This is a genomic window from Janthinobacterium sp. FT14W (assembly GCF_009208755.1).
Taxonomy (GTDB): Bacteria; Pseudomonadota; Gammaproteobacteria; order Burkholderiales; family Burkholderiaceae_D; genus Janthinobacterium; species Janthinobacterium violaceinigrum.
Genome location: NZ_WFLL01000016.1, coordinates 15,739 through 37,280 on the forward strand (window position 1 = coordinate 15,739; position 21,542 = coordinate 37,280).

16 protein-coding genes are annotated in these 21,542 nt (G+C 66.3%); 3 read left to right on the forward strand and 13 right to left on the reverse strand.

Annotation, left to right across the window (positions count from 1 at the left end):
* Window positions 1-78: 78 nt before the first annotated feature.
* The 9 genes from GCN74_RS12825 to GCN74_RS12865 form a co-directional block, all read right to left on the reverse strand.
* Entirely contained in the window at window positions 79-1,515 is a 1,437-nt protein-coding gene (locus GCN74_RS12825; protein ID WP_152257049.1) for an efflux transporter outer membrane subunit, read from the reverse strand.
* Complete coding sequence (locus tag GCN74_RS12830) at window positions 1,512-4,757, reverse strand: efflux RND transporter permease subunit (RefSeq protein WP_152257050.1); 3,246 nt, start codon at window positions 4,755-4,757, stop codon at window positions 1,512-1,514. Before GCN74_RS12830 ends, GCN74_RS12825 begins: the two co-directional genes overlap by 4 nt.
* Window positions 4,754-7,873: an efflux RND transporter permease subunit gene (locus tag GCN74_RS12835; protein WP_152257051.1), complete on the reverse strand. Its 3,120-nt coding sequence runs from the start codon at window positions 7,871-7,873 to the stop codon at window positions 4,754-4,756. The genes GCN74_RS12830 and GCN74_RS12835 overlap by 4 nt, the downstream gene beginning before the upstream one ends.
* Window positions 7,870-9,249, reverse strand: a complete 1,380-nt coding sequence (locus tag GCN74_RS12840; protein WP_152257052.1) for an efflux RND transporter periplasmic adaptor subunit — start codon at window positions 9,247-9,249, stop codon at window positions 7,870-7,872. Before GCN74_RS12840 ends, GCN74_RS12835 begins: the two co-directional genes overlap by 4 nt.
* 440 nt (window positions 9,250-9,689) lie before the next feature.
* Window positions 9,690-10,229, reverse strand: a complete 540-nt coding sequence (locus GCN74_RS12845) for a GNAT family N-acetyltransferase (RefSeq protein WP_152257053.1) — start codon at window positions 10,227-10,229, stop codon at window positions 9,690-9,692.
* An 88-nt stretch (window positions 10,230-10,317) separates the two neighbouring features.
* Entirely contained in the window at window positions 10,318-12,192 is a 1,875-nt protein-coding gene (gene sppA, locus GCN74_RS12850; RefSeq protein WP_152257054.1) for a signal peptide peptidase SppA, read from the reverse strand.
* Window positions 12,193-12,267: 75 nt separating this feature from the next.
* Complete coding sequence (locus tag GCN74_RS12855) at window positions 12,268-13,746, reverse strand: sodium:solute symporter (protein WP_152257055.1); 1,479 nt, start codon at window positions 13,744-13,746, stop codon at window positions 12,268-12,270.
* Between the two features lie 69 nt (window positions 13,747-13,815).
* Window positions 13,816-15,033 carry a YeeE/YedE family protein gene (locus GCN74_RS12860; protein ID WP_152257056.1) on the reverse strand — a complete coding sequence of 406 codons (1,218 nt, stop codon included), beginning with the start codon at window positions 15,031-15,033 and terminating at the stop codon, window positions 13,816-13,818.
* Window positions 15,034-15,166: 133 nt separating this feature from the next.
* A complete protein-coding gene (locus tag GCN74_RS12865) occupies window positions 15,167-16,378 on the reverse strand; it encodes an MFS transporter (protein ID WP_152257057.1) in 1,212 nt (403 codons plus the stop codon).
* 144 nt (window positions 16,379-16,522) lie between these two features.
* Between GCN74_RS12865 and GCN74_RS12870 the strand changes: the two genes are divergently transcribed.
* A complete protein-coding gene (locus GCN74_RS12870) occupies window positions 16,523-16,759 on the forward strand; it encodes a DUF3820 family protein (protein WP_071076391.1) in 237 nt (78 codons plus the stop codon).
* Between the two features lie 8 nt (window positions 16,760-16,767).
* On the opposite strand, the gene GCN74_RS12875 is transcribed toward GCN74_RS12870, so the two are convergent.
* The gene (locus GCN74_RS12875) at window positions 16,768-17,151 is read right to left on the reverse strand and encodes a glutaredoxin domain-containing protein (protein WP_152257058.1); all 384 of its coding nucleotides are present in this window, start codon (window positions 17,149-17,151) and stop codon (window positions 16,768-16,770) included.
* Window positions 17,152-17,276: 125 nt separating this feature from the next.
* Here GCN74_RS12875 and GCN74_RS12880 point away from each other — a divergent pair, with 125 nt between their 5' ends.
* Window positions 17,277-17,816 (forward strand): hypothetical protein, encoded by a 540-nt coding sequence (locus GCN74_RS12880; protein ID WP_152257059.1) that lies wholly within the window; start codon window positions 17,277-17,279, stop codon window positions 17,814-17,816.
* 140 nt (window positions 17,817-17,956) lie between these two features.
* Here GCN74_RS12880 and GCN74_RS12885 read toward each other — a convergent pair whose 3' ends face one another.
* Window positions 17,957-18,796 carry an APH(3') family aminoglycoside O-phosphotransferase gene (locus GCN74_RS12885; protein WP_226939020.1) on the reverse strand — a complete coding sequence of 280 codons (840 nt, stop codon included), beginning with the start codon at window positions 18,794-18,796 and terminating at the stop codon, window positions 17,957-17,959.
* Entirely contained in the window at window positions 18,793-19,302 is a 510-nt protein-coding gene (locus tag GCN74_RS12890; RefSeq protein ID WP_152257060.1) for an Lrp/AsnC family transcriptional regulator, read from the reverse strand. Before GCN74_RS12890 ends, GCN74_RS12885 begins: the two co-directional genes overlap by 4 nt.
* 77 nt (window positions 19,303-19,379) lie before the next feature.
* Here GCN74_RS12890 and GCN74_RS12895 point away from each other — a divergent pair, with 77 nt between their 5' ends.
* The gene (locus GCN74_RS12895; RefSeq protein WP_152257061.1) at window positions 19,380-20,270 is read left to right on the forward strand and encodes an EamA family transporter; all 891 of its coding nucleotides are present in this window, start codon (window positions 19,380-19,382) and stop codon (window positions 20,268-20,270) included.
* A 13-nt stretch (window positions 20,271-20,283) separates the two neighbouring features.
* On the opposite strand, the gene GCN74_RS12900 is transcribed toward GCN74_RS12895, so the two are convergent.
* Window positions 20,284-21,507, reverse strand: coding sequence for an MFS transporter (locus GCN74_RS12900; protein ID WP_226939021.1), 1,224 nt, complete (start codon window positions 21,505-21,507; stop codon window positions 20,284-20,286).
* Between the last annotated feature and the right edge of the window lie 35 nt (window positions 21,508-21,542).

Consider the following 21,542-nt stretch of genomic DNA (forward strand, 5'->3'; position numbering starts at 1 on the left):
GCATTCTAGCACTCAAGATGCGCGGAAAAACGCGAATTTGGCGCAGGCCTTCCCCCCTGCCTGCGCCAGCCTGTCCCGCTACTGCGGCTGCGGCTGCGGCGTATGCCAGCCGCCGCCCAGCGCCTGGATCAGGGCCACGGCCGTCGTCTGGCGGTCCGCCTGCGCCTGCACCAGCGAGCGGCGCGCCGACAGGGCCGTCACCTGCGCCGTCACCACGTCCGTATAGCCGACCTGGCCCGCGTTGTAGCGGTTCAGCATCTGCTGCTCGACCTGGTCGGCCGCCGCCGACGCCTGCTGGCGCAAGGCCAGCTGCTCGGCCAGCGCGCGCGTGGCCGACAGCTGGTCTTCCACGGCGCCGAAGGCGGACAGCACCGTCTGGCGGTAGCGGGCCACGGCCGCCTCATGCCCCGCCTTGGCCGCATCCACGCTGGCCGTGGTGGCGCCCGCGTTGAACAGGGTCTGCGCGGCCGATACGCCCAGCGACCACAGGCTCGACGACGCATTGAACAGATCGCCCACCTTGCTGGCGCCCGAGCCGTAGGAACCCGTCAGGTTCAGGCTTGGATAGTAGGCCGAGCGGGCAATGCCGATCTGCTCGTTGGCCACCGCCACCCTGCGCTCGGCGGCGGCGATGTCGGGACGCCGCTGCAGCAGGGTCGACGGCACGCCCAGCGGCACCTCGGGCACGGTCAGGGTCCACGGCGCCACGGCCAGGCTGAAGTCCGATGGCGCCTTGCCCAGCAGGATGGCAATCGCGTGTTCCAGCTGGGCCCGTGCGCGCGTCTGGCTCGACAGGTCGATCTGCGCATTGGCCAGCTGCGTCTGCGCCTGCAGCAGGTCGGACTTGGCGGCGATGCCGGAATTGAAGCGGTTGCTGGTGATGTCGAGCACGCGCTTGTAGCCGTCGATGGTGGCATTGAGCAGCGCGATCTGCGCATCGCTCTGGCGCAGCGAAAAATAATTGGTCGCCAGCTCGCCTTGCGCCGACAGGCGCGCGGCGGCCAGGTCGGCGGCACTGGCGGCCGCGCCGGCGTCCGCCCCCGTCACGCCGGCGCGCAGGCGGCCCCAGATGTCCGGTTCCCACGACGCGCCGATGGCGGCCTTGAAGTTGTTGCTCGTCTGCTGCTCGCCGCCGCCACCGGAACGGGCGCCGCTGCCCGTCAGGCTCACGGTGGGGAACAGCGAGGCGCGCTGTTCGCGCACCAGCGCACGCGCCTGCTCGTACGAGGCGACGGCTTCCGCCACGTTCTGGTTCGATATGTCGATGCTGTCGGCCAGCTGGTTCAGCTGCGCGTCGCCGAACAGGGTCCACCAGGGGCCCCGCTCCAGGGTGTCGGCGGGCACGGCCGGTTGCCAGCCGGCCGCCTCCTTGAACGTTTGCGGCACGGCGGCCGTCGGCGTTTCATACGCGGGGCTGACGGCGCAGCCGGCCAGCAGGAGGAAAGCGGTGGCCGTTGCCACTGCCAGCAAATAGCGTGCGGGAACGGCGGTCTGGACAGGTTTTACTTGCTTCATGATTGTGTACTCGGGTTATCTGGCCCAGGAATGCGGCTCAATTGCTGCTCGTCGGCGCTGCGCGTGCGCAGCTTGTCGAGCAGGATGTAGACCACCGGGGTGGTCAGCAATGTGAGTAACTGGCTGGCGATCAGGCCGCCGATGATGGCGACCCCCAAGGGCTGGCGTAGCTCCGACCCCTCGCCGAAACCGATCGCCAGCGGCAAGGCGCCAAGCGCCGCCGCCAGGGTGGTCATCAGAATGGGGCGGAAACGCAGCAAACAAGCCTCGCGCACCGCCTCCACCGCTGTCAGTCCGCGCGAACGCTCGGCTTCCAGCGCGAAGTCGATGATCAATATAGCATTTTTCTTGACGATACCGATCAACAGGAACACGCCGATCAGGGCGATGATGGAAAACTCCATGCGGAACATCAGCAATGCCAGCACGGCGCCCACCCCCGCCGACGGCAGAGTCGACAGCACGGTGACGGGATGCACCAGGCTTTCGTACAGGATGCCCAGCACGATATAGATCACCACGATGGCCGCCAGGATCAGCAGCGGCTGCTCCTTGTTGCTGTCCTGCGCGCTCTTCGCCGAACCCTGGAAGCTGCCGCGCACATTCACCGGCATGCCGATTTCCGACTCGGCCTGGGCCACGGCCGCCTGCCCGTCGCTGAGCGGATAGCCGTCGGCCAGGTTGAACGACACGGTGGTGGCCAGCTCGCCGCCCTGGTGGTTGATCGAGGTCGCCGTGGAACTTTCGGCAAAGCTGCTGAACGAGGACAGCGGCACCATCGTCGCCAGCGAAGTCGAGAGCGCCGTGCCGCTGGACGGATCGCGCGCCGCCGTCGTATTCGACGTCGTCGCGGCGACGGCGCTGGTGGTGGCCGTGGCCGCCGCGCCGGTGGCGGCGACGGCCGCCGCATTCGACGCCGGCACGTACACGGAGCGCAGCGCTTCCGGGCTTTGCGCATAGCGGGGCGCCACTTCCATGATCACGTGGTACTGGTTCAGCTCATCGTAGATGGTCGCCACCTGGCGCTGGCCGAAGCTGTTGTACAGCGCATTGTCGATGTCGCGCACCTGCACGCCCAGTTCCGTGGCGCGGTCCTTGTCGATGGAGACGAAGGTTTCCACGCCGTTTTCCGCCTGGTCCGTATCGACGTCGATCAGGGCCGGCTGCAGCTTCATCTGGTCGGCCAGTTTCGCCGCCCATTTCTTCAGGTCGGCCTGGTTGTCGCTGATCAGGGTGTACTGGTAGGTGGAATTGCTGGAACGCCCGCCCATGCGCAAATCCTGCACGGGGTTGAGGAACAGCGAAATGCCCGTCACCTTGGCCAGCTGCGGGCGCAGGCGCGCGATCACGGCCTGCCCCTTGTCCGTGCGCTGCGAAGCGGGTTTCAAATCGATGAACATGAAGCCGCCGCCCGCCCTGCCTCCGCCCGTGAACCCAACGACGGTAGCGACGGCCGGATCGTCCTTGATGATGTTGACCAGCTGGCGCAGCTTGCCCTGCATGGCCTGGAACGAGATGCTCTGGTCGGCGCGCATGCCGCCGTTGATCTGGCCCGTATCCTGCTGCGGGAAGAAGCCCTTGGGCGCGGCCGCGAACAGGTACACGTTCAGGCCGACGACGAACACCAGGATGGTCATCACCAGCGCGGCGCTGGACAAGGCCCAGTCCAGGCAATGCTCATAGACTTTCAGCATGCGCTCGAAGCCCCGCTCGAACCAGCGCGCGACGGTGCCAGGCGGCTTGTACTGCTGCCCGCTCTTCAGCAGCCAGGCGCACATCATCGGCGTGGTGGTCAGCGAAATGACCAGCGAAATCATGACGGCGGCCGACAGGGTGACGGCAAACTCGCGGAACAGGCGTCCCACCTGGCCGCCCATGAACAGCAGCGGGATGAAGACGGCCACCAGCGACAGGCTGATCGACAGCACCGTGAAGCCCACTTCGCGCGCGCCCAGCAGGGCCGCCTTGAAGCGGTCCATGCCCGCCTCGATGTGGCGCTGCGTATTTTCCAGCACCACGATGGCGTCATCGACGACAAAGCCCGTGGCCACCGTCAGCGCCATCAGGGACAGGTTATTCAAACTGAAGCCCAGCATGTACATCACGCCGAAGGTGCCCAGCAGGGAAACGATGGTGGCCACGGCCGGAATGACGGTGGCGCGCACGCTGCGCAGGAAAGCGCTGACCACCAGCACCACCAGCACGATGGACAGGATCAGGGTGAATTCGATCTCGTGCAGGGACGAGCGGATGGAATTGGTGCTGTCGGACGCCACTTGCAGCTTGATGTCGCCCGGCAGCTGCGCCTGCAGTTGCGGCAGCAGCGCGCGCACGCCGTCCACCGTGGCGATGACGTTGGCGCCCGGCTGGCGCGTGATCAGCACGATGACGGCCGGGTCGCCGTTGAACAGGCCCAGGGTATTCGTGTTTTCCACGCCGTCGACCACTTCGGCCACGTCGTCGAGGCGGATGGCGGCGCCATCGCGCCAGGCCACCACCAGGCTGCGGTAGTCGGCCGCGCTGCGCCCGCCCGAAGCCGTGCTGGCGCCCGAGTAGATCTGCAGGCTGCGTTCGTCGCCCGTGATCGCGCCCTTGGGCCGGTTGGCATTCGTGGCCTGGATGGCCGCGCGCACGTCTTCCATCGAGACGGCGTAGTGATTGAGCTGGTAAGGCAGCAGTTCCACGCGCACGGCCGGCAGCGAGCCGCCGCCCAGTTCCACGTCGCCCACGCCTTTGACTTGCGCCACTTTCTGCTGCACCAGGTTCGATACGGCATCGTAGATCTGGCCCGGCGTGCGCGTTTTCGACGTCAGCGCCAGGATGATCACGGGCGCGTCGGACGGATTGGCCTTGCGGTAGGTGGGATTGCTGCGCAAGGTGGCCGGCAAGTCCACGCGCGAGGCGGAAATGGCCGCCTGCACTTCGCGCGCGGCCGAATCGATCTTGCGGTTCAGGTCGAACTGCAGGTTGATGCGCGTCGAACCCGTGCCCGACGACGACGTCATTTCGTTCACCCCGGAGATGACTCCCAGGCGCCGCTCCAGCGGCGTGGCCACCGAGGTGGCCATGGTCACGGGACTGGCGCCGGGCAGGCTGGCGCTGACGGAAATGGTCGGATAATCGACCTGCGGCAGCGGCGAGACGGGCAGCACGAAGAAGGCGCCGATGCCCGCCAGCGCGATGCCGATGGTCAGCAGCACGGTGGCGATGGGCCGCTTGACGAACGGTTCGGACAGGTTCACGCGGCGCTCCCCCCGTTATCGGCCCGCTTGTCCAGGTTCACGCCACGCGGCTTCGGCGCGAAACGCTGGCCCAGGCGGTCGAAGCCCAGGTAGATCACGGGCGTGGTGAACAGGGTCAGCACCTGGCTGACGATCAGGCCGCCGAAGATGGCCAGGCCCAGCGGGCGGCGCAGCTCGGCGCCCTCGCCCCAGCCCAGCATCAGCGGCACGGCCGCGAACAGGGCCGCCAGGGTGGTCATCAGGATCGGGCGGAAACGCAGCAGCGCCGCCTGGTGGATGGCTTCCTGCGGGCTCTTGCCCTCGTCGCGCTCGGCCTCGATGGCGAAGTCGATCATCATGATGGCGTTCTTCTTGACGATGCCGATCAGGAGGATGATGCCGATGATGCCGATCACGCCCAGGTCCTGCCCGGAAAGCATCAGCGCCAGCAAGGCGCCCACGCCGGCCGACGGCAGGGTCGACAGGATCGTCAGCGGGTGGATGTAGCTTTCGTACAGCACGCCCAGCACGATGTAGACGCAGACGACGGCGGCCAGAATGAGCCACAGCTGGTTCGACAGCGAGTTTTCATATGCGCCGGCCGCGCCCAGGAAGGTCAGGCTCACCGATGGCGGCAAGGCGATGTCCTTCGCCGCCTGGCGGATGGCGTCGACGGCGCTGCCCAGCGCCACGCCCTGCGTCGTATCGAAGCCCAGCGTCGTGGCCGGGTACTGCGCCACGTGCGTGATCTGCAGCGGCGCCTGTTTTTCGCTGACGCTGGCAAAGGCGGACAGCGGCGTCGACTTGCCGGAACCCGTGCGCACCTGCAGGTCCGACAGGTCGGCCGGCGTGGTGACGATGCCCGGCTGCGCTTCGAGAATCACGCGGTACTGGTTGGTTTCCGTGAAGATGGTCGAGATGATGCGCTGGCCGAAGGCGTTGTACAGCGCGTCGTCGACGGTGGCCGTGGTGACGGACATGCGCGCGGCGCTGTCGCGGTCGATGGCCACCACGACGGCGGCGCCCGTGGCGCCCGCGTCCGTGACCACGTTGCGCAGCTGCGATTTTTCGCGCATGCGCGCCGCCAGCTTGCCGGCCCACTCGGTGACGGTGGCCGTGTCGGCCCCTTCGAGCGAGACGCGGTATTGCGTGGGGCCCGATTCCGCATCGATGGTGAGATCCTGCGTCGGCTGCAGATACAGGGTCACGCCGGCCACCTTGGCCACGCGGTTGCGCAGGCGCTCCATGATGTCGTCCTGGCTATCGCTGCGCGAACGCTTGAGATTGATCAGCATGCTCCCCGTGTGCAGCATGGTGTTGTTGGCCGCGTCGACGCCGACCAGGGAACTCAAGGTATCGACATCGGGATCTTCCAGCAGCGCGCTGGCCGCCGCCTGCTGCAGCGCGGCCATGCGTTCGTACGAGACGGCTTGCGAGGTTTCGATGCGCGCCTGCAGCTGGCCCGTGTCCTGCGTGGGGAACAGGCCCTTCGGAATGGTGATGTACAGGATGACGGTCAGCAGCAAGGTGGCCAGGGCCACCAGCAGGGTCAGTCCCTGGCGTTTCAGCACCCACACCAGCGCATGGTCGTACTGATGGATGACCTTGTCGAGGAAGGCCTGGATGCGCTGGCCCGTGGCGCTGATTTTTTCATCGGCGTGGCTCTTCAGCCAGCGCGCCGACATCATCGGCACCAGGGTCAGCGAGACGACGGCGGAAATCAGGATGGTGATGGCCAGGGTCATGGCAAATTCGCGGAACAGCCGGCCCACCACGTCGCCCATGAACAGCAGGGGAATCAGCACGGCGATCAGGGAGACCGTCAGCGAGATGATGGTAAAGCCGATCTGCGACGCGCCCTTCAGGGCGGCGGCCATCGGCGTTTCGCCCTCTTCGATGTAGCGCGCGATGTTTTCGATCATGACGATGGCGTCATCGACGACAAAGCCGGTGGCGATCGTCAACGCCATCAGCGACAGGTTGTTCAGGCTGTAGCCGAGCAGATACATGACGCCGCAGGCGCCGATCAGCGAGATCGGCACGGACAGGCTGGCGATCACCGTGGCGCGCAGGCTGTGCAGGAAGGCGAAGATCACCAGCACCACCAGCAGCACGGACAGCAGCAATTCCATTTCCACGTGTTCGACGGAAGCGCGGATGCCCGTCGTGCGGTCGCTCAGCACGTCGAGCTTCATGGCGGCCGGCAGGCTCGATTGCAGCTCCGGCAGCAGGGCCTTGATGGCGTCGACCGTCTTGATGACGTTGGCGCCCGGCTGGCGCTGCACGTTCAGGATGATGGCCGGCTGCTTGCCCGACCAGGCGCCCAGGCGCGTGTTTTCCGCGCTGTCGACGACGTTGGCCACGTCGGACAGGCGCACGGGCGCGCCGTTCTTGTAGGTGATGATCAGGCGCTTGTAGTCTTCCGCCGTCACCAGTTGGTCGTTCGCATTGATGGTGAACGAGCGCGTGGGACCGTCGAAACTGCCCTTGGCGCTGTTGACGTTGGCCGCCGCGATGGCCGTGCGCAGGCTGTCGAGGCCCAGGCCGTACGAGGCCAGCAATTTGGTGTCGCCCTGGATGCGCACGGCGGGACGCTGGCCGCCCGACAGCGACACCAGGCCCACGCCGTTGACCTGGCTGATCTTCAGGGCCAGGCGCGTGTTGACGATGTTCTGCACCTGCGTCAGCGGCATCGTGTCCGAAGTAATGGCCAGGGTCAGCACGGGTGCGTCGGCCGGGTTGATCTTCGCGTACACGGGCGGCGCCGGCAAGTCGGTGGGCAGCAGCGAGCCGCCCGCGTTGATGGCCGCCTGCACTTCCTGCTCGGCCACGTCCAGGGTCTGGCCCAAGGTGAACTGCAAGGTGATGATGGAGACGCCGGCCGCGCTGGTGGAACTCATGCGCTGCAAGCCCGACATCTGCCCGAACTGACGCTCCAGCGGCGCCGTGACGGTCTGCCCCATCACTTCCGGACTGGCGCCCGGGTACAAGGTCTGCACCTGGATGGTGGGGAAGTCCACCTGCGGCAAGGCGGCCAGCGGCAGGAACTTGAAGCCGACCAGCCCCGCCAGCACGATGGCCAGCATCAGCAGCGCCGTGGCGACGGGGCGCTTGATGAACGGAGTCGATGGACTCATTGCGCTGCGCCCTTCGCCGGCGCTGCGGCTGGCGCGGATGCCGCTGCGGAAGCGGAAGCCGATGCGCTGGCCGCGCCGTCAGCCTGCTGGCGGCGGTGGCGGCGTTCGCCGTTCGCGCCCGTGGCGCCGCCCGCGCCGGCACCGCGCGCACCGGCCGGCTTGTCGCCCGCCAGGGTGACTTTCGCGCCTTCCTTCAGGCGGTCGGCGCCTTCCGTGATGACTTGTTCGCCCGCTTCCAGGCCGGCGCGGATTTCCACCATGTCGGTGGTGGCCTGGCCCCGCGTGACCATGCGCACGGTGACCGTCTTGTCGGCCTTGAGCACATACACGAAATCGCCATTATTGCTGTGGCGCAGGGCCGTCACGGGCACCAGCACGGCGCCCGTGATATTGCCCAGTTCCAGGCGCACGTTGACGAACTGGCTGGGGAACAGGGCCATCTTGTCGTTCGCGTAGCGGGCCTTGGCGCGCACGGTGCCCGTCTGCACGTCGACCTGGTTATCGAGCGCGCTCAGGCTGCCCGTGTCCAGCGTGTGCGTGCGCGTGCGGTCCAGCGCCAGCGCCGCCGGGGCCGACCCGGCACTCAGGCGTTCCTGGATGGTCTGCACCTTATCCTGCGGCACGGAAAACTGCACGTCGATGGGCGACAGCTGCGTCACCACCACCACCCCGCCCGCGTCGCTGGTGTTCACCAGGTTGCCGATATCGACCACCTTCAGGCCTGCGCGTCCGCTGATCGGCGAGACCACCTTGGTGTAGCCCAGGTTCAGCCTGGCCGTGCCTTCGGCCGCGCGGTCCGTCATGACCGTGCCTTCCAGCTGTTTCACCAGCGCGGCCTGCGTATCGACGTCCTGGCGCGCGATGGAATCCTGGCCCAGCAGGGTTTGATAGCGTTTCAGGGTCAAGCGCGCATTTTCCAGCTGCGCTTCATCGCGCTGGCGCTGGCCCGTGGCCTGCATCAGCGCCATCTCGAACTGGGCCGGGTCGATCTGCGCCACCACCTGGCCCGCCTTGACCATGCCGCCTTCCTTGAACTTCAATTCCTTCAGGATGCCCGACACTTGCGGGCGCACCGTCACGGTGGACGCCGCCGTCACGGTGCCCAGCGCATCGAGCACCACGGGCAGGTCGGACTTCACGGCCGTGGCCACGCCAACGGTGGTCGAGGGCGCGCCGCGGCGCCCGCCGGCGCCACCGGGCCCGCCAGGACCGCCGGGTCCGGCCATGCCGGCGCCGCCCGGCGCGCTGGCGCCCGAATGGGTCAGATACCAGGCACCGCCGCCCAGCGCGGCCATCACTGCCAGCGCGATGACGCTGCCGACGATTTTCGAGCGGCGGCTGCGCCGTGGGGTATTGGGTGCTGTCTGCGAATCCATCGCTTATCCTTTTATAGGCCGCTGGCACGGCGAGTCTGTGGCGCCGGCCGAGGTGGAACACACTCAGGCCGGACGGCCGTTTTTCGGGGGTGATACAGCTACAAAGCGTCAGGGAGTCAAGAGCCGAAGATCAGCTGAAAAAGCCACGCTCCCATCGTGAAACGACTCTAGCATAGTCATGTTTCTGTTTCATTTCCATTTGAAACAATTACACAGGCGCCCCCAAGGGCCGGCGGCGGCCCGCAGGCGGACGCGGCACGGCCGCCAAGGGGGAAGGGAGGAAAAATCAGGCTTGCGGGGCCGGGAGGCGCAGCCGCGGCACACGGCGGGCGGCTGGCATGTCGATACAAACTCGCTACAAAATTCCCGCCATCGGCCTTGACACTGGCGCCCCGCCGGTGCACCGGCAGAGACGGATGGCAGCAATTCCTTACCTGGCTTTACAGGGTCATGCCGAGGATGACGTCCTGGTAGTCGGTACGGCCCACGCGGAAGGTGCGCCGGCCCAGCGGCGCAAAGCCGCAGCGCGCATAGAACGCCAGCGCGTCGCGGTTTTCCGCGTACACGCCCAGCAGCACCCGCCCTGCCCCGCCGGCGCGCGCCTGGTCCAGCGCCGCCTGCATCAGGCGCTGGCCCACGCGCTGGCCCTGGAAGCGGTGCAGCAGGTAGATGCGCTTGATTTCCAGGTCGTCCGGCCGCGGGTCCGCCACCGGCAGGCCGGCGGGACTGAGCACCAGGTAGCCGACGGGCGCGCCGCCGGGCGTGGCCTCGGCCAGCCACAGGCGCATGGCCGGCAGCGCCAGCCAGTCGCGGTACAGCTGCGCGTCGTGCTGGCGCTGGCAATGGGCGATGACGTCGGCGCCATCGAGGATGCCGGCAAACGCTTCCAGGAAAGTCGCCTGTCCCACCAGCGCCAGCGCCTGCTCGTCGCCCTTCACGCAGGGGCGGATGGTGATCGCCGTGTCAGTTTCTCCGCTCATGTCGCTTGCCATGCCTTGCTCCTCATCGCTGTCCTGCATATGAAACAAGCCGGGCGAAGCCGGCTTGGGTAGGTTGTCTATGCTGGTGTTACTTGCCGCCCAGGGGCACCTCGCACAGGCAGTGCGTGAGGGCCATGAACGGTTTCTGCTCGCGCGTGATGCCCGACAGCCAGCTCAGGTCGCGCGCCATGCCCAGCGCCGCGTCGGCCGGCAAGCCCGTGCCGGCCAGGCCCAGCTTCACGTGCTCGCCCAGTCCCAGCGAGGCCATGGCCTTGGAGCCGAACATGCCGATCAGGCGGTCCACGTTCGACGTTTCCTGCTCCAGGTACGTGACGCGGTAGTCTGCGCCCAGCTTGGCGCGCTTGGCGGCGGAAGCCAGCGCATCGCCGTAGCTGCCGATGCGGTCGACCAGGTTGCGGTCTTTCGCCTGCAGGCCCGTCCAGACGCGGCCCTGCGCCACTTCATCGATCTTTTCCGGCGTGGTCTTGCGCGCCTTGGCGGCCAGGTTCAGGAAGTCGCCATACACGTGGTTGATCGAGCCCTGGATCACTTGCGCAAAACGGGGATCGAGCGCACGCAAGGGGTTGCCCGCGTCGGCCAGCCAGGTGGTGGGCGAGCCGGCCGTGTGGATGCCCAGCTTTTCCACCACCTTGTCGGCCGTCGGCAGTATCGCGAACACGCCGATGGAACCGGTGATGGTGGCCGCGTCGGCGATCACTTCATCGGACGAGGTGCTGATCCAGTAGCCGCCCGAAGCGGCCACGTTGCCCATCGAGACGACCACCGGCTTGCCGGCGGCGCGCGTCAGTTCCAGTTCGCGGCGGATCAGTTCCGAGCCGAAGGCGCTGCCGCCCGGCGAGTCGATGCGCAGCACCACGGCCTTGATCGATTTGTCTTCGCGTGCCTGGCGGATCAGGCGCGAGGTGGACAGGCCGCCGATGGCGCCCGGCGGCGCGATGCCGTCGCCGATCTCGCCCGAGGCGATGACCACGCCGACGGCGTCGCCCACGTGCACGGGGCGCAGGCGCGCCAGGTAGTCCATGTAATTCACCTGGCGGAAGTTCGTGCCTTCCGTATTCCGGGCGCCGCGCACCATCATGAATTGGCGCAGTTCATCGCGCGTCTTCAGGCCGTCGACCAGCTTGCCGTCCAGGGCCAGCTTGCCCATGTCGCCGCCTGCCGCCGTCAGCATGGCGGGCAGGTTGTCGATCGTCTGCATGATGGCGCCGGCCGGCAGCTTGCGCGATTTTTCCACGTCGGTGGTGTACGTCGTCCACAGGCCGCTGTTCAGGTAGCGGTCCGCTTCGGCCGCCGCGTCGGACGGGCCGTTGGCGATGAAAGGCTCGGCCGCGCTTTTATACGTGCCCACTTTCAGCAGGTTGACCGTCACGCCCACCTTGTCGAGCGCATCGCGGTAGTAATTGCGGTAGCGGCCAAAGCCTTCCAGCATGACGCCGCCCATCGGATGCACGAACACTTCGTCCGCCTTGGCCGCCACCAGGTACTGGCGCTGGTTGTAGCTGGAACCCCAGGCCGTGACCTTCTTGCCCGTGGCGCGGAAGCGTTCCACGCCGGCCGCCACTTCGCGCAGCGAAGCGAGGCCGCCGCCCTGCAGCTCGTCGAGCAGGATCACCATGGAGCCGATGTTCTTGTCCTTGGAGGCCGTGTCGAGCACCGCCAGCACATCGCGCAGCTGCACGCTTTTCTTGACTTCGCCGCTGACGTTGGCCAGCACGGCCTCGCGCACGCCGCCCGGGGTTTCCTCGACCAGCGGGCCTTGCAAGTCCAGCACCAGGGTGGTCTTGTCCGCCAGGGGCTTGGCGCCGCCGCCGAAGATGGCGATCAGGATGGCGATGACGATCAGCAGGAAGATCAGGTTGATGACCGCGCGGCGGGTGGCGTCCAGCGCTCGCCAGAATGCGCCGAAACCGCGGCGCAGCGGCGGAAAGGGGTTGAGTGACATTGATGCTCCGTGAGGTTATGTACCTAAAGGAAACCAATATAGCTGAAAATGGCCGCGATCGTCCTGGGATTCGTCTTATTTTGACAAGTATTGCGCGCCCCGGCCAGACGGCCCCGGCGGCGTGGAAATGAGGAACAGGCCGCCCAGCACGAGGGCACCGTTCAGGATCAGCAATTCCAGGCCGATGCGGTAGTGATCGAACAGCCGCGCCTGCTCCTGCTCGATCAGCGCGCACAGCAGCGGCCCGGCCACGGCCACCAGGGGCACCCAGCGGTCGCGCACGCCCCGCTTGCTCAACAGACCGAAGGCGAACAGGCCCAGCAGCGGACCATAGGTATAGCTGGCCAGCTTCAGGATCACGCCTATCATGCTGGGATCATCGAGCCACTTGAAGGCCATGATCAGGATCAGAAACAGCGCCGCAAAGCCCAGGTGCACCTTGCGGCGCCAGCGCATCTGCACGGCCGGGCTCAAATCCTGCCTGCGCTGCAGGCCCAGGATGTCGATGCAGAAAGTGGACGTGAGCGCCGTGAGCGCCCCGTCCACGCTGGGAAACAGGGCGGAAATGAGGGCGATGAAGAAGATCAGCTGCACCACGGCAGGAAAGTGCCCCAGCACCACGGCGGGAAACAGCTTGTCGCCCGTGGCCGTCACCCCGGCCAGCGGCGCGTACAGCTGCAGCAAGCCGCCCAGGAAGAGGAACAGCAGCAGCACGCCCGTGAGCACCACGGTCAGGCTGAGCATATTCTTTTGCGAGTCGCGCAAGGTGCGCACGGAAATGTTCTTTTGCATCATTTCCTGGTCCATGCCCGTCATGGCGACGGTGATGAACATGCCGGCAAGAATATGCTTCCACACATAGGCGGGGCTGTCCGGGTCGTTGGTAAAGATGCGCGTGAGGCCCTGTGCGCGCATGCGCTCGAGGCTGTCGACGAGCGACAGGTCCATCTCGCGCAGCAAGAACACGCTGCAGATGACGAGGCCGGCCAGCATGCACGCCGTTTGCAGGGTATCGGTCCAGACGATGGTCTTGACGCCCCCTTCATAGGTGTACAGCAGGATCAGCAACAGCACGACGCACGCCGTCAGCCAGAACGGCACGCCGAAGCTGTCGAGTATCGTGGCCTGCAGGATATTGACCACCAGATACAAGCGCGCCGTGGCGCCCAGCAGCCGCGAGACGATGAAGAACGCCGCCCCGCTCTGGTAGGAGCGCCGTCCCAGGCGCAATTCCAGGTAGCGGTAGATGGACGTGAGCTGCAGCCGGTAGTACAGCGGCAGCAGGATGAAGGTGATGGCCAGGTAGCCCAGCACATAGCCGAGCATCAGCTGGATATAGCCGAAGCCGTTGCTGCCCACGGCGCCCGGCACGCTGATGAAGGTCACGCCCGTCAAGGTCGTGCCCACCATGCCGAAGGCCACCAGCATCCAGTTGCTGTCCTTGTTGCCGATGAAAAAACTGTCGTTGGTGGCATGGCGCGACGTGCGCCATGCCACGCCCAGCAGGATCAGGAAATACGCGAGGACGACGGCAAACAGGATGGTGGGGGACATGGGTATTGCGCTGGCAGCAAAGGGGAACAGGGGCAGAAATATACAGCAAAGCCCCTGTTGACGCCGGCGTCAGCAGCCGCTCGGCTTGACTTTTTCCACTTCCAGGCCGAACCACGGACGCAAGCGCGTGCCGAGGACGTTGCCGAGGAAGGCGCAGACCAGCCACAGCCAGCCGTGCAGGCTGCCCGAGACGATGCCGCTGAAATACGCGCCGATGTTGCAGCCGTAGGCCAGGCGCGCGCCATAGCCGAGCAGCAAGCCGCCCACGATGGCGGCGATCAGCGAGCGCCGCGGGATGCGCCACACGGGGGCATAGCGGCCGGCCAGCGCCGCTGCCAGCATGGCGCCCAGCACGATGCCGATGTCCATCACGGAAGTCTTGTCTTGCGTCAGCGGCGCAGCCAGCGCCGCAGCGTTGGCCTTGGTGGACCAGTAGGCCCAGCTGGCCGTATCGATGCCGACCACGGACGCCGCCTTCGCACCCCACAGGGCGAACGCGGACGTCACGCCCCATGGGCGGCCCGACAGCGCCAGGGTGGCAAAGTTCAGCACGACGAGCGCGATGGCGCCCGCCACCAGCGGCCACGGGCCATGCAGCCAGGGCGACGCGTGCGCCGGGCGCAATGCCGGAGTGATGAGCTTGCCGTGGCGGCGTTTTTCAACGAATACCGTGACGCCGGCGATCAATGCGAAGACGATCCAGTTCAGCGCCAGCGCGGGCGCCAGGCCCAGGGTCGTGACGAGGGAAATGGGTTTCAGTTGCGGCATCGCCGTCCAGAACGGCATGTGCGCCGTGCCGATCACGGAACCCACGATGAAGGCGGCCAGGGTGATGAGCATGCGCGTGCTGCCGCCGCCCACCGTGTACAAGGTGCCGGAAGCGCAGCCGCCGCCCAGCTGCATGCCGATGCCGAAGATGAAGGCGCCAACGATGACGGAGGTACCGGCCGGCGAGACGAGGCCCGCGACGGGCGTGCCGAACAGGGTGCCGGCCGACAGCGCAGGGAAAAACAGCGCCACGCCCACGGCCAGCATCAGCATTTGCGCACGCAAGCCGTCGCCGCGGCCATCGGCAATGAAGACGCGCCAGGCGGACGTAAAACCGAAGGCCGCGTGGTACAGGGTGATGCCCAGCAAGGCGCCCACCACGTACAGCGCGGCCTGGTTGACGCCGACCGTTTGCGCCAGGTAGCATGCACCCAGCACGATGAGCAACAGGGCAAGGCCCAGCGGTTTTGGATTGATATCGGTGCGCAGGCGCAAGGGGGAAGTGGCGGTATCGGACATGGGGAGTATGGGTCAGAGGAAGGTGAGCCCTATTCTAAACCCTGTGCTCATCCGTTTTGCTGTTTTCTGCCAGCAACTTATTTGCAGGCCAGGCCAGCCGGGACGCTGCGGCCCCGGCCAATCTCAGGCCAGCTTAGTGGCCCACGGCATGGAGCGACTTTTCGCCGCCCGTGCGCACGGGTATCGGGTTCAAGCGGTCCAGGCGCCCGCTCAGGGCCGTCAAGCCAAAGGCGCCCAGCACGACCAGCGCGCCGATCCAGCCCGTGTGCACGAGGCCCAGGTGCTCCACGATCAGGCCGCCGCCCCAGGCGCCGCCGGCGATGCCCAGATTAAAAGCGGCGATGTTCAGGCCCGAAGCCACGTCCACGGCGCGGGGCGTGAAGTGTTCGGCTTGCTGCACGACATACACTTGCAGGCCAGCCACGTTACCGAAGGCCACGGCGCCCCACAGCAGCACGGTCACGACGACGAGCACGGGATGCGGCGCCGTGAAGGTCAACAGCAGCAGCACGGCCGCCAGCAGCAAAAAGATCAGTTTCAGGGCGCTGACAGGACCTTTCTTGTCGGCCAGCTTGCCGCCCCAGATATTGCCGAAGGCCACGGAGACGCCATACACGAGCATCACCACGCCCACGGCGCCGGCACTGAAACCCGACACTTGCTGCAGGATCGGCGCCAGGTAGGTAAAAGCGATGAAGGAACCGCCATAGCCGACGGCCGTCATGGCGTACACCAGCAGCAGCCGGGGCTGGCCCAGCACCTGCACTTGCTGCAGCAGGGATGCCGGTTTGCTGTGCTGGATGGTCGAGGGCACGTACAGCAGGCTGCCGACAAAGGCGATCAAACCCAGCGCCGAAACGGCGAGGAAGGTTTCGCGCCAGCCGAAATGCTGGCCGATGAAAGTACCCAGCGGCACACCCGTCACCAGGGCCACGGTCAGACCCGTAAACATGATGGCAATCGCGCTGGCCGCCTTGTCCTTCGGCACCAGCGAGGTGGCGATGGTCGAGCCGATGGAAAAGAACACGCCATGCGCCAGCCCCGTCAGGATACGGGCGATGACGAGGGTTTCGTAGCCGGGCGACTTCCAGGCCAGCAAGTTACCCAGGGTGAACAAGACCATCAGGGACAGCAGCAGGGTCTTGCGGGGGATCTTGCCCGTCAGGGCAGTCAGCACGGGCGCGCCGACGGCGACGCCCAGCGCATACAGGCTGACGAGCAGGCCGGCCGACGGCAGGTTGACGCCCAGGTCCGCGGCGATCGTGGGCAACAGCCCCACGATGACAAATTCGGTGGTTCCGATGGCAAATGCGCTGAGGGTCAGCGCGAGCAAGGCAATGGGCATGGCAAACTCCGATAAAAGATGTTGGCATGCAGTATCGGGGTTTTCTTTGTGGCGAAAAATACCTCATCAGGCAGAAGATAGTTGCGCCCGAATCAACAATATGATGATCTGCTACACTGGGCCGGTCAACACAGGGGCACCACCATGAATTCAGAAAAACTGGCGCTGCTGGTCACGCGCGAAATGCCATATGGGAAATATCAGGGACGGCTGCTGGCCGACTTGCCCGGCCACTACCTGGGCTGGTTCGCGCGCGAGGGCTTTCCCTCGGGCGAACTGGGCAGTCTGATTGCCCTGATGTATGAGCTCGACCACAACGATTTGCGCGGCTTGCTTGATCCCTTGCGCACGCGCAAGTCGCCGTGGCGGCCGGGCGAGTAAGGCCGCGCCTAAAACTCGCGCACTTTCTTCGCCAGCATGGCGCTGAACTGGCCATTTTCCACCAGCGTCTGCAGCTCGCTGGCGCCGCCGATGAGCACGCCGTTGACAAAAATCATGGGAAACGTGGGCCAGCCCGTCCACATCTTGAGCGCATTGCGGCGATGCCACTGGCTCAAATAACTGCCGTATTGCAAATACTGGTAAGACGTGCCCAGCACGTCCAGGATCTTGCGCGCCTTGCGCGGAAACGGGTTGAGCGCCATGCCGACCACCACCACCTGATGCGCGGCAATGGCCGCCTGCACTTCCCGCACGATGTCCGCGTGCCTGCTGCCGATCAAGGGGCGGGCGGCGGGATGGATCTGGGCTTCGTCGAGGATGGCGCGGGTCATGAAAATCCTGTGGTGAGTGGCACGTGGCGTGCGGATCACGCATTGTGCCACGCGACCAGGCCGGCGTGGGCTACACTGCGCTTCCCGTCTCTTCACGTATGCAATGTATGCCAGGAATCACTCACATGACTGAATGGAAACGCACGCGCCACCTGACCGGCTCGCTTCTGCTGGCCGCCTGCTGCGCCAGCGCCTTCGCCGCTGCCGCTGCCGTTACTGGGCTCGAAAGCGGCCTGCTCCAGGCGCTGCACCTGAAAAAGGGCACGACGCAAAGGGTGGGCACTTCCGGCACGGCCATCCAGGCTTACATGCGCGAAGGCTACATCGGCAAGCGCCCCGACCAGCGCGCCGACTACACCGATTACTACCTGCTCAAGAAGCCCGCCAGCTTCATGGGACATGAACTGGTGCTCATCGAGGAAGAATACATCACGCAATACATAGGCTGCTGCGTCAGCCCCGGCGCCGGCGTCACCGTGAAGGTGCATGGCAGCACGCAGAGGCTGCAGGCGTTTGCCCGCGCCCAGCGCTGCACCTTGACGGACCCCGTCGATATCCGGCGTGCACTGAACGACGTCGCCATCCAGACCAGGCTGCCCAAGGGCCATTACGCCTCATTGAGCTGCCGGGAACGCGACGCCGAGCGCGACGAATCCGACCAGTGACATGGCCGCCCGGCCCCCACGCCGCGGCAGTGCGATTGCTGGCATCACGTCATCGTTGCCGTCGAATACGCCGACAGGATAGGCCAGATTCATTCCCGCCGATGATGCCAGAGGGCAAGCGGCTGCCTGCCGGCTCGTCCTCAAAACAGCTCGTCCAGCAGCAAGTGAAACTGCAGCTTGCCTTGATCGGCATCAACGATCCCATAGGCCCGCAACAACCTTTGCTGCAGCGAGGCGTCCAACTCACTGAGACTACGCCAGACGATGGCCAGGTCCTGGTAACGGTCAGCAACACCGGCCCGGCCCACGTCGATGCAGCCGGCGATGGCGCCTTCCCGCATCAGGATATTGTCCAGCGAGAAGTCGCCATGCGTGACGACGAGGTCGGCGAGGTCGGCGAGGTCGGGCGCGAGGGGCCGGCAGCCGTGCAGCGCCGCCCACACCAGTTCCGCCGTCCAGCCTGCCCGTTCGGCATCGAAATCGTCCGCATCGACCAGGCCGCCATCGATGCGCTGGCGCGCCTGGGCCAGCCGAAGCGCATGGCCCGCATCGAAGGGGCAGTCGCGCACCGGGACCGCGTGCAGGCGGCGCAGGAATGCCGCCAGCGCGTCGACCACGGCGGGTCCCAGCGCAGGGTTCGCTTCCAGTACTGCGGACACCGTTGTGCCCGGCATGGCCGTCATCAGCAGCCATGCCTGGTCCGGGTCTGCCACGCGGGCGAACTGGCGCACGGCCGGCACGGGCAGGTATGGCGCCAGCCAGCGCAGCCGCGCCATTTCATCGGCGATATCGGCGGCGGCCGCCTCCACGCCATGCTTCAGGTACAGGTCGGGCGCAGCGCCCTGGCCCTGCAGGCGGTAGACGGCGGCATCCGATGCGCCGCCGTCGGCGCGCGCCCAGCCATGGCCGGCCACGGCGGCAGCCATGCTGGCGGGCATGGCTGCCGTCACCGCGGCTAGTGTTTTTTTGGAGATGCTCATTGGCCTGGCCTTTGCGCTAATGTCAACGGTACGTGCAAGCCCATCTTGAGACAGCTCAATGCCACGGATGTGCGGTAGCGCCGGATATTGTCGTCGCCGCCGAACAGGCGCTCCGTCAGCGCCTCGTATTCGGCCATGCTGCTGGCCGTGATCAGCAGCAGGTAATCGGCCTCGCCCGTGATGCCGTAGCACTGCTGTATGGCCGGTTCGGCCATGATGCGCGCGCGCATGCCGGCCGTGCGCAGCGGATGCTCGTCGTGCAAATGCACTTCCACCGTCAGTATCAAGGGGCGGCCCAGGCGGCTCGCGTCGAGCACGGCCACTTCATTGCGGATCACGCCGCTCTCGCGCAGGCGGCGGATGCGCCGCTGCACGGCCGGCGCCGACAAGTGCACGGCCTGGGCGATTTCGCGCTGCGACGTCGTGTTATCGCGCTGCAAGATGTCCAGGATGGCCAGGTCGAAGGCATCGAGGGCGGGGTCAGGCGTGAGCGAAAGTTGCGTCATGATGGTCAAAATGGAGTGCAAATATCGGAGCAGACACAATAAACTTTCACCATTCCGATATCAAGCCTTTTATCCCCATGCCATTACGCCGCTATTCCTCGCTGATTCCCCTGCTGGCCATCCTCGGCTCCGTCACCTGCCTGGGTCTGGGCACGTCGTGGGCCAAGCACAGCCTGTTTCCGCTGGTGGGCGCGCAAGGCACGACGGCCGTGCGCGTGGGCTTTTCCGCGCTGCTGCTGTTGCTGTTCTGGCGTCCGTGGCGCTGGCAGCTGAGCCGCGCCGACCTGCGCACGGTGGCCCTGTATGGCGGGGCGCTGGGCTTGACCAACCTGTGCTTCTACATGGCCTTGCGCACGATACCGTTCGGCATCGCCGTGGCCATCGAATTTTCCGGCCCGCTGGCCGTGGCGCTGCAGGCCTCGCGCCGTCCGCTCGACTTCGTCTGGGTGGCCCTGGCCGTGGCGGGACTGGCGCTGCTCTTGCCGCTGGGCCACGACATCAGCAACCTGGACCCCACCGGCGTGCTGTTCGCCCTGGGCGCCGCCGTCTGCTGGGCCTCGTACATCGTCTTCGGCAAGCGCGCCAGCCATTTGCATGCGGGACACTCCGTCTCGCTGGGCCTGGCCATGGCCGCGCTGGTGGTGGTGCCCGTGGGCGTGGCGCACAGCGGCGCCGCCCTGCTCTCGCCCGTCGTGCTGGCCGTGGGCCTGGGTGTCGCGCTTATTTCCAGCGCGATACCGATCTCGCTGGAAATGGTGGCCCTGAAGCGGCTGACGCCGCAAGCGTTCGGCATCATGAGCAGCATGGAACCGGCCGTGGCCGCCATGCTGGCCTTCCTCCTGCTCGACGAACGCCTGGACACTGCGCAATGGCTGGCCATCGCCATGATCATGGCGGCATCGATGGGCAGTTCCTACATGGCGCAACGCATGAAGAACACGGCATCGGCCGCCGCCGTGCATACCTGAACCGGCGCAGGCGTCAATGCACGGCGGCACCAGCCACGTGCGACGCTAGGTTACGGCGCGCCAGCCAGGCCAGCGGCAGCAGGGCCAGCAGCGCGGCGGCCACGCCGGCCCACGGCGACGACGCCATCATCTGGCGCGACACCATCAGCGCACCCAGCATGGAACCGAGTGAAATGCCCAGGTTGAATGCGGAAATGTTCAGGCCCGAGGCGAAATCGACGGCGCGCGGCGTGTAGCGCTCGGCCGTGGCCAGCATGCCGGCTTGCAGGGCGGGCGACAGGCCGAAGGCGAACACGCCCCACACGAACAGCATCACCGTCATCATCCACTGCGAACTGATGCTCAAGGCCACGCCCACTTGCGTGGCAGCCAGCAACAGCAGGGTCACGCGCAAGGCCTTTTGCCAGCCCAGGTGGCTCGTCAGGTAGCCGCCCGCCAGGTTGCCGGCAAAGGTGGCGATGCCGAACACGATCAGCAAGGCGCTGGCCATGGTGGCGGAAAAGCCCGTCACATCCGTCAGGATGGGCGTGATGAAGGTAAACGCGGCAAAGCTGCTGCCGAAGCCGAACGTGGTGACGGCCATCATGGTCAGGATGGGGCCGCTACCGAGCGCCGCCAGCTGCGTCATGGCCTTGCCGCCCTTGCCTTGCTGCAAGCCAGCGGGCAGCCAGCGCGCCATGGCCGCCAGGCCCAGCGCGGCCAGTACCACCACGGCAAAGAAGGGCAAGCGCCAGCCCATCAGGTTGCCCAGGAAGCTGCCGAAGGGCACGCCGATCACCATGGCCAGGGTCAAGCCGGCAAACATGACGGAAATCGCCCTGCCCGCCTGCTCCTTGCTGACCAGGCTGGCCGCCACGGTGGCGCCGATGGCAAAGAAGGTGCCGTGCGCCACGGCCGTGATGACTCTTCCCAGCAGCAACAGCTCGAACGTGTGGGAAAAGGCGGCCAGCAGGTTACCGGCCAGGAACACGCTCATCAGGCCCAGCAAGGCTGTCTTGCGCGGCAGGCGCGACATCAGCAGCACCAGCAGCGGCGTGCCGATGGCCAGCGCCAGCGCATACAGGCTGACCAGCGAGCCGGCCGATTCGATGGAAATGCGCAAATCCTTGGCGATGGCGGGCAGGATGCCGACGACGATGAATTCCGTCACGCCGATGGCGAAGGCGCCGACGGCCAGCGCCAGCACGCCGGGCGGCATCGTGGCGGGCGAAGTAGAAACAGGGTGTGCGGTAGTCATGGAAAGCTCCAGCTAGGGTTCAAGCCGGCCAGTGT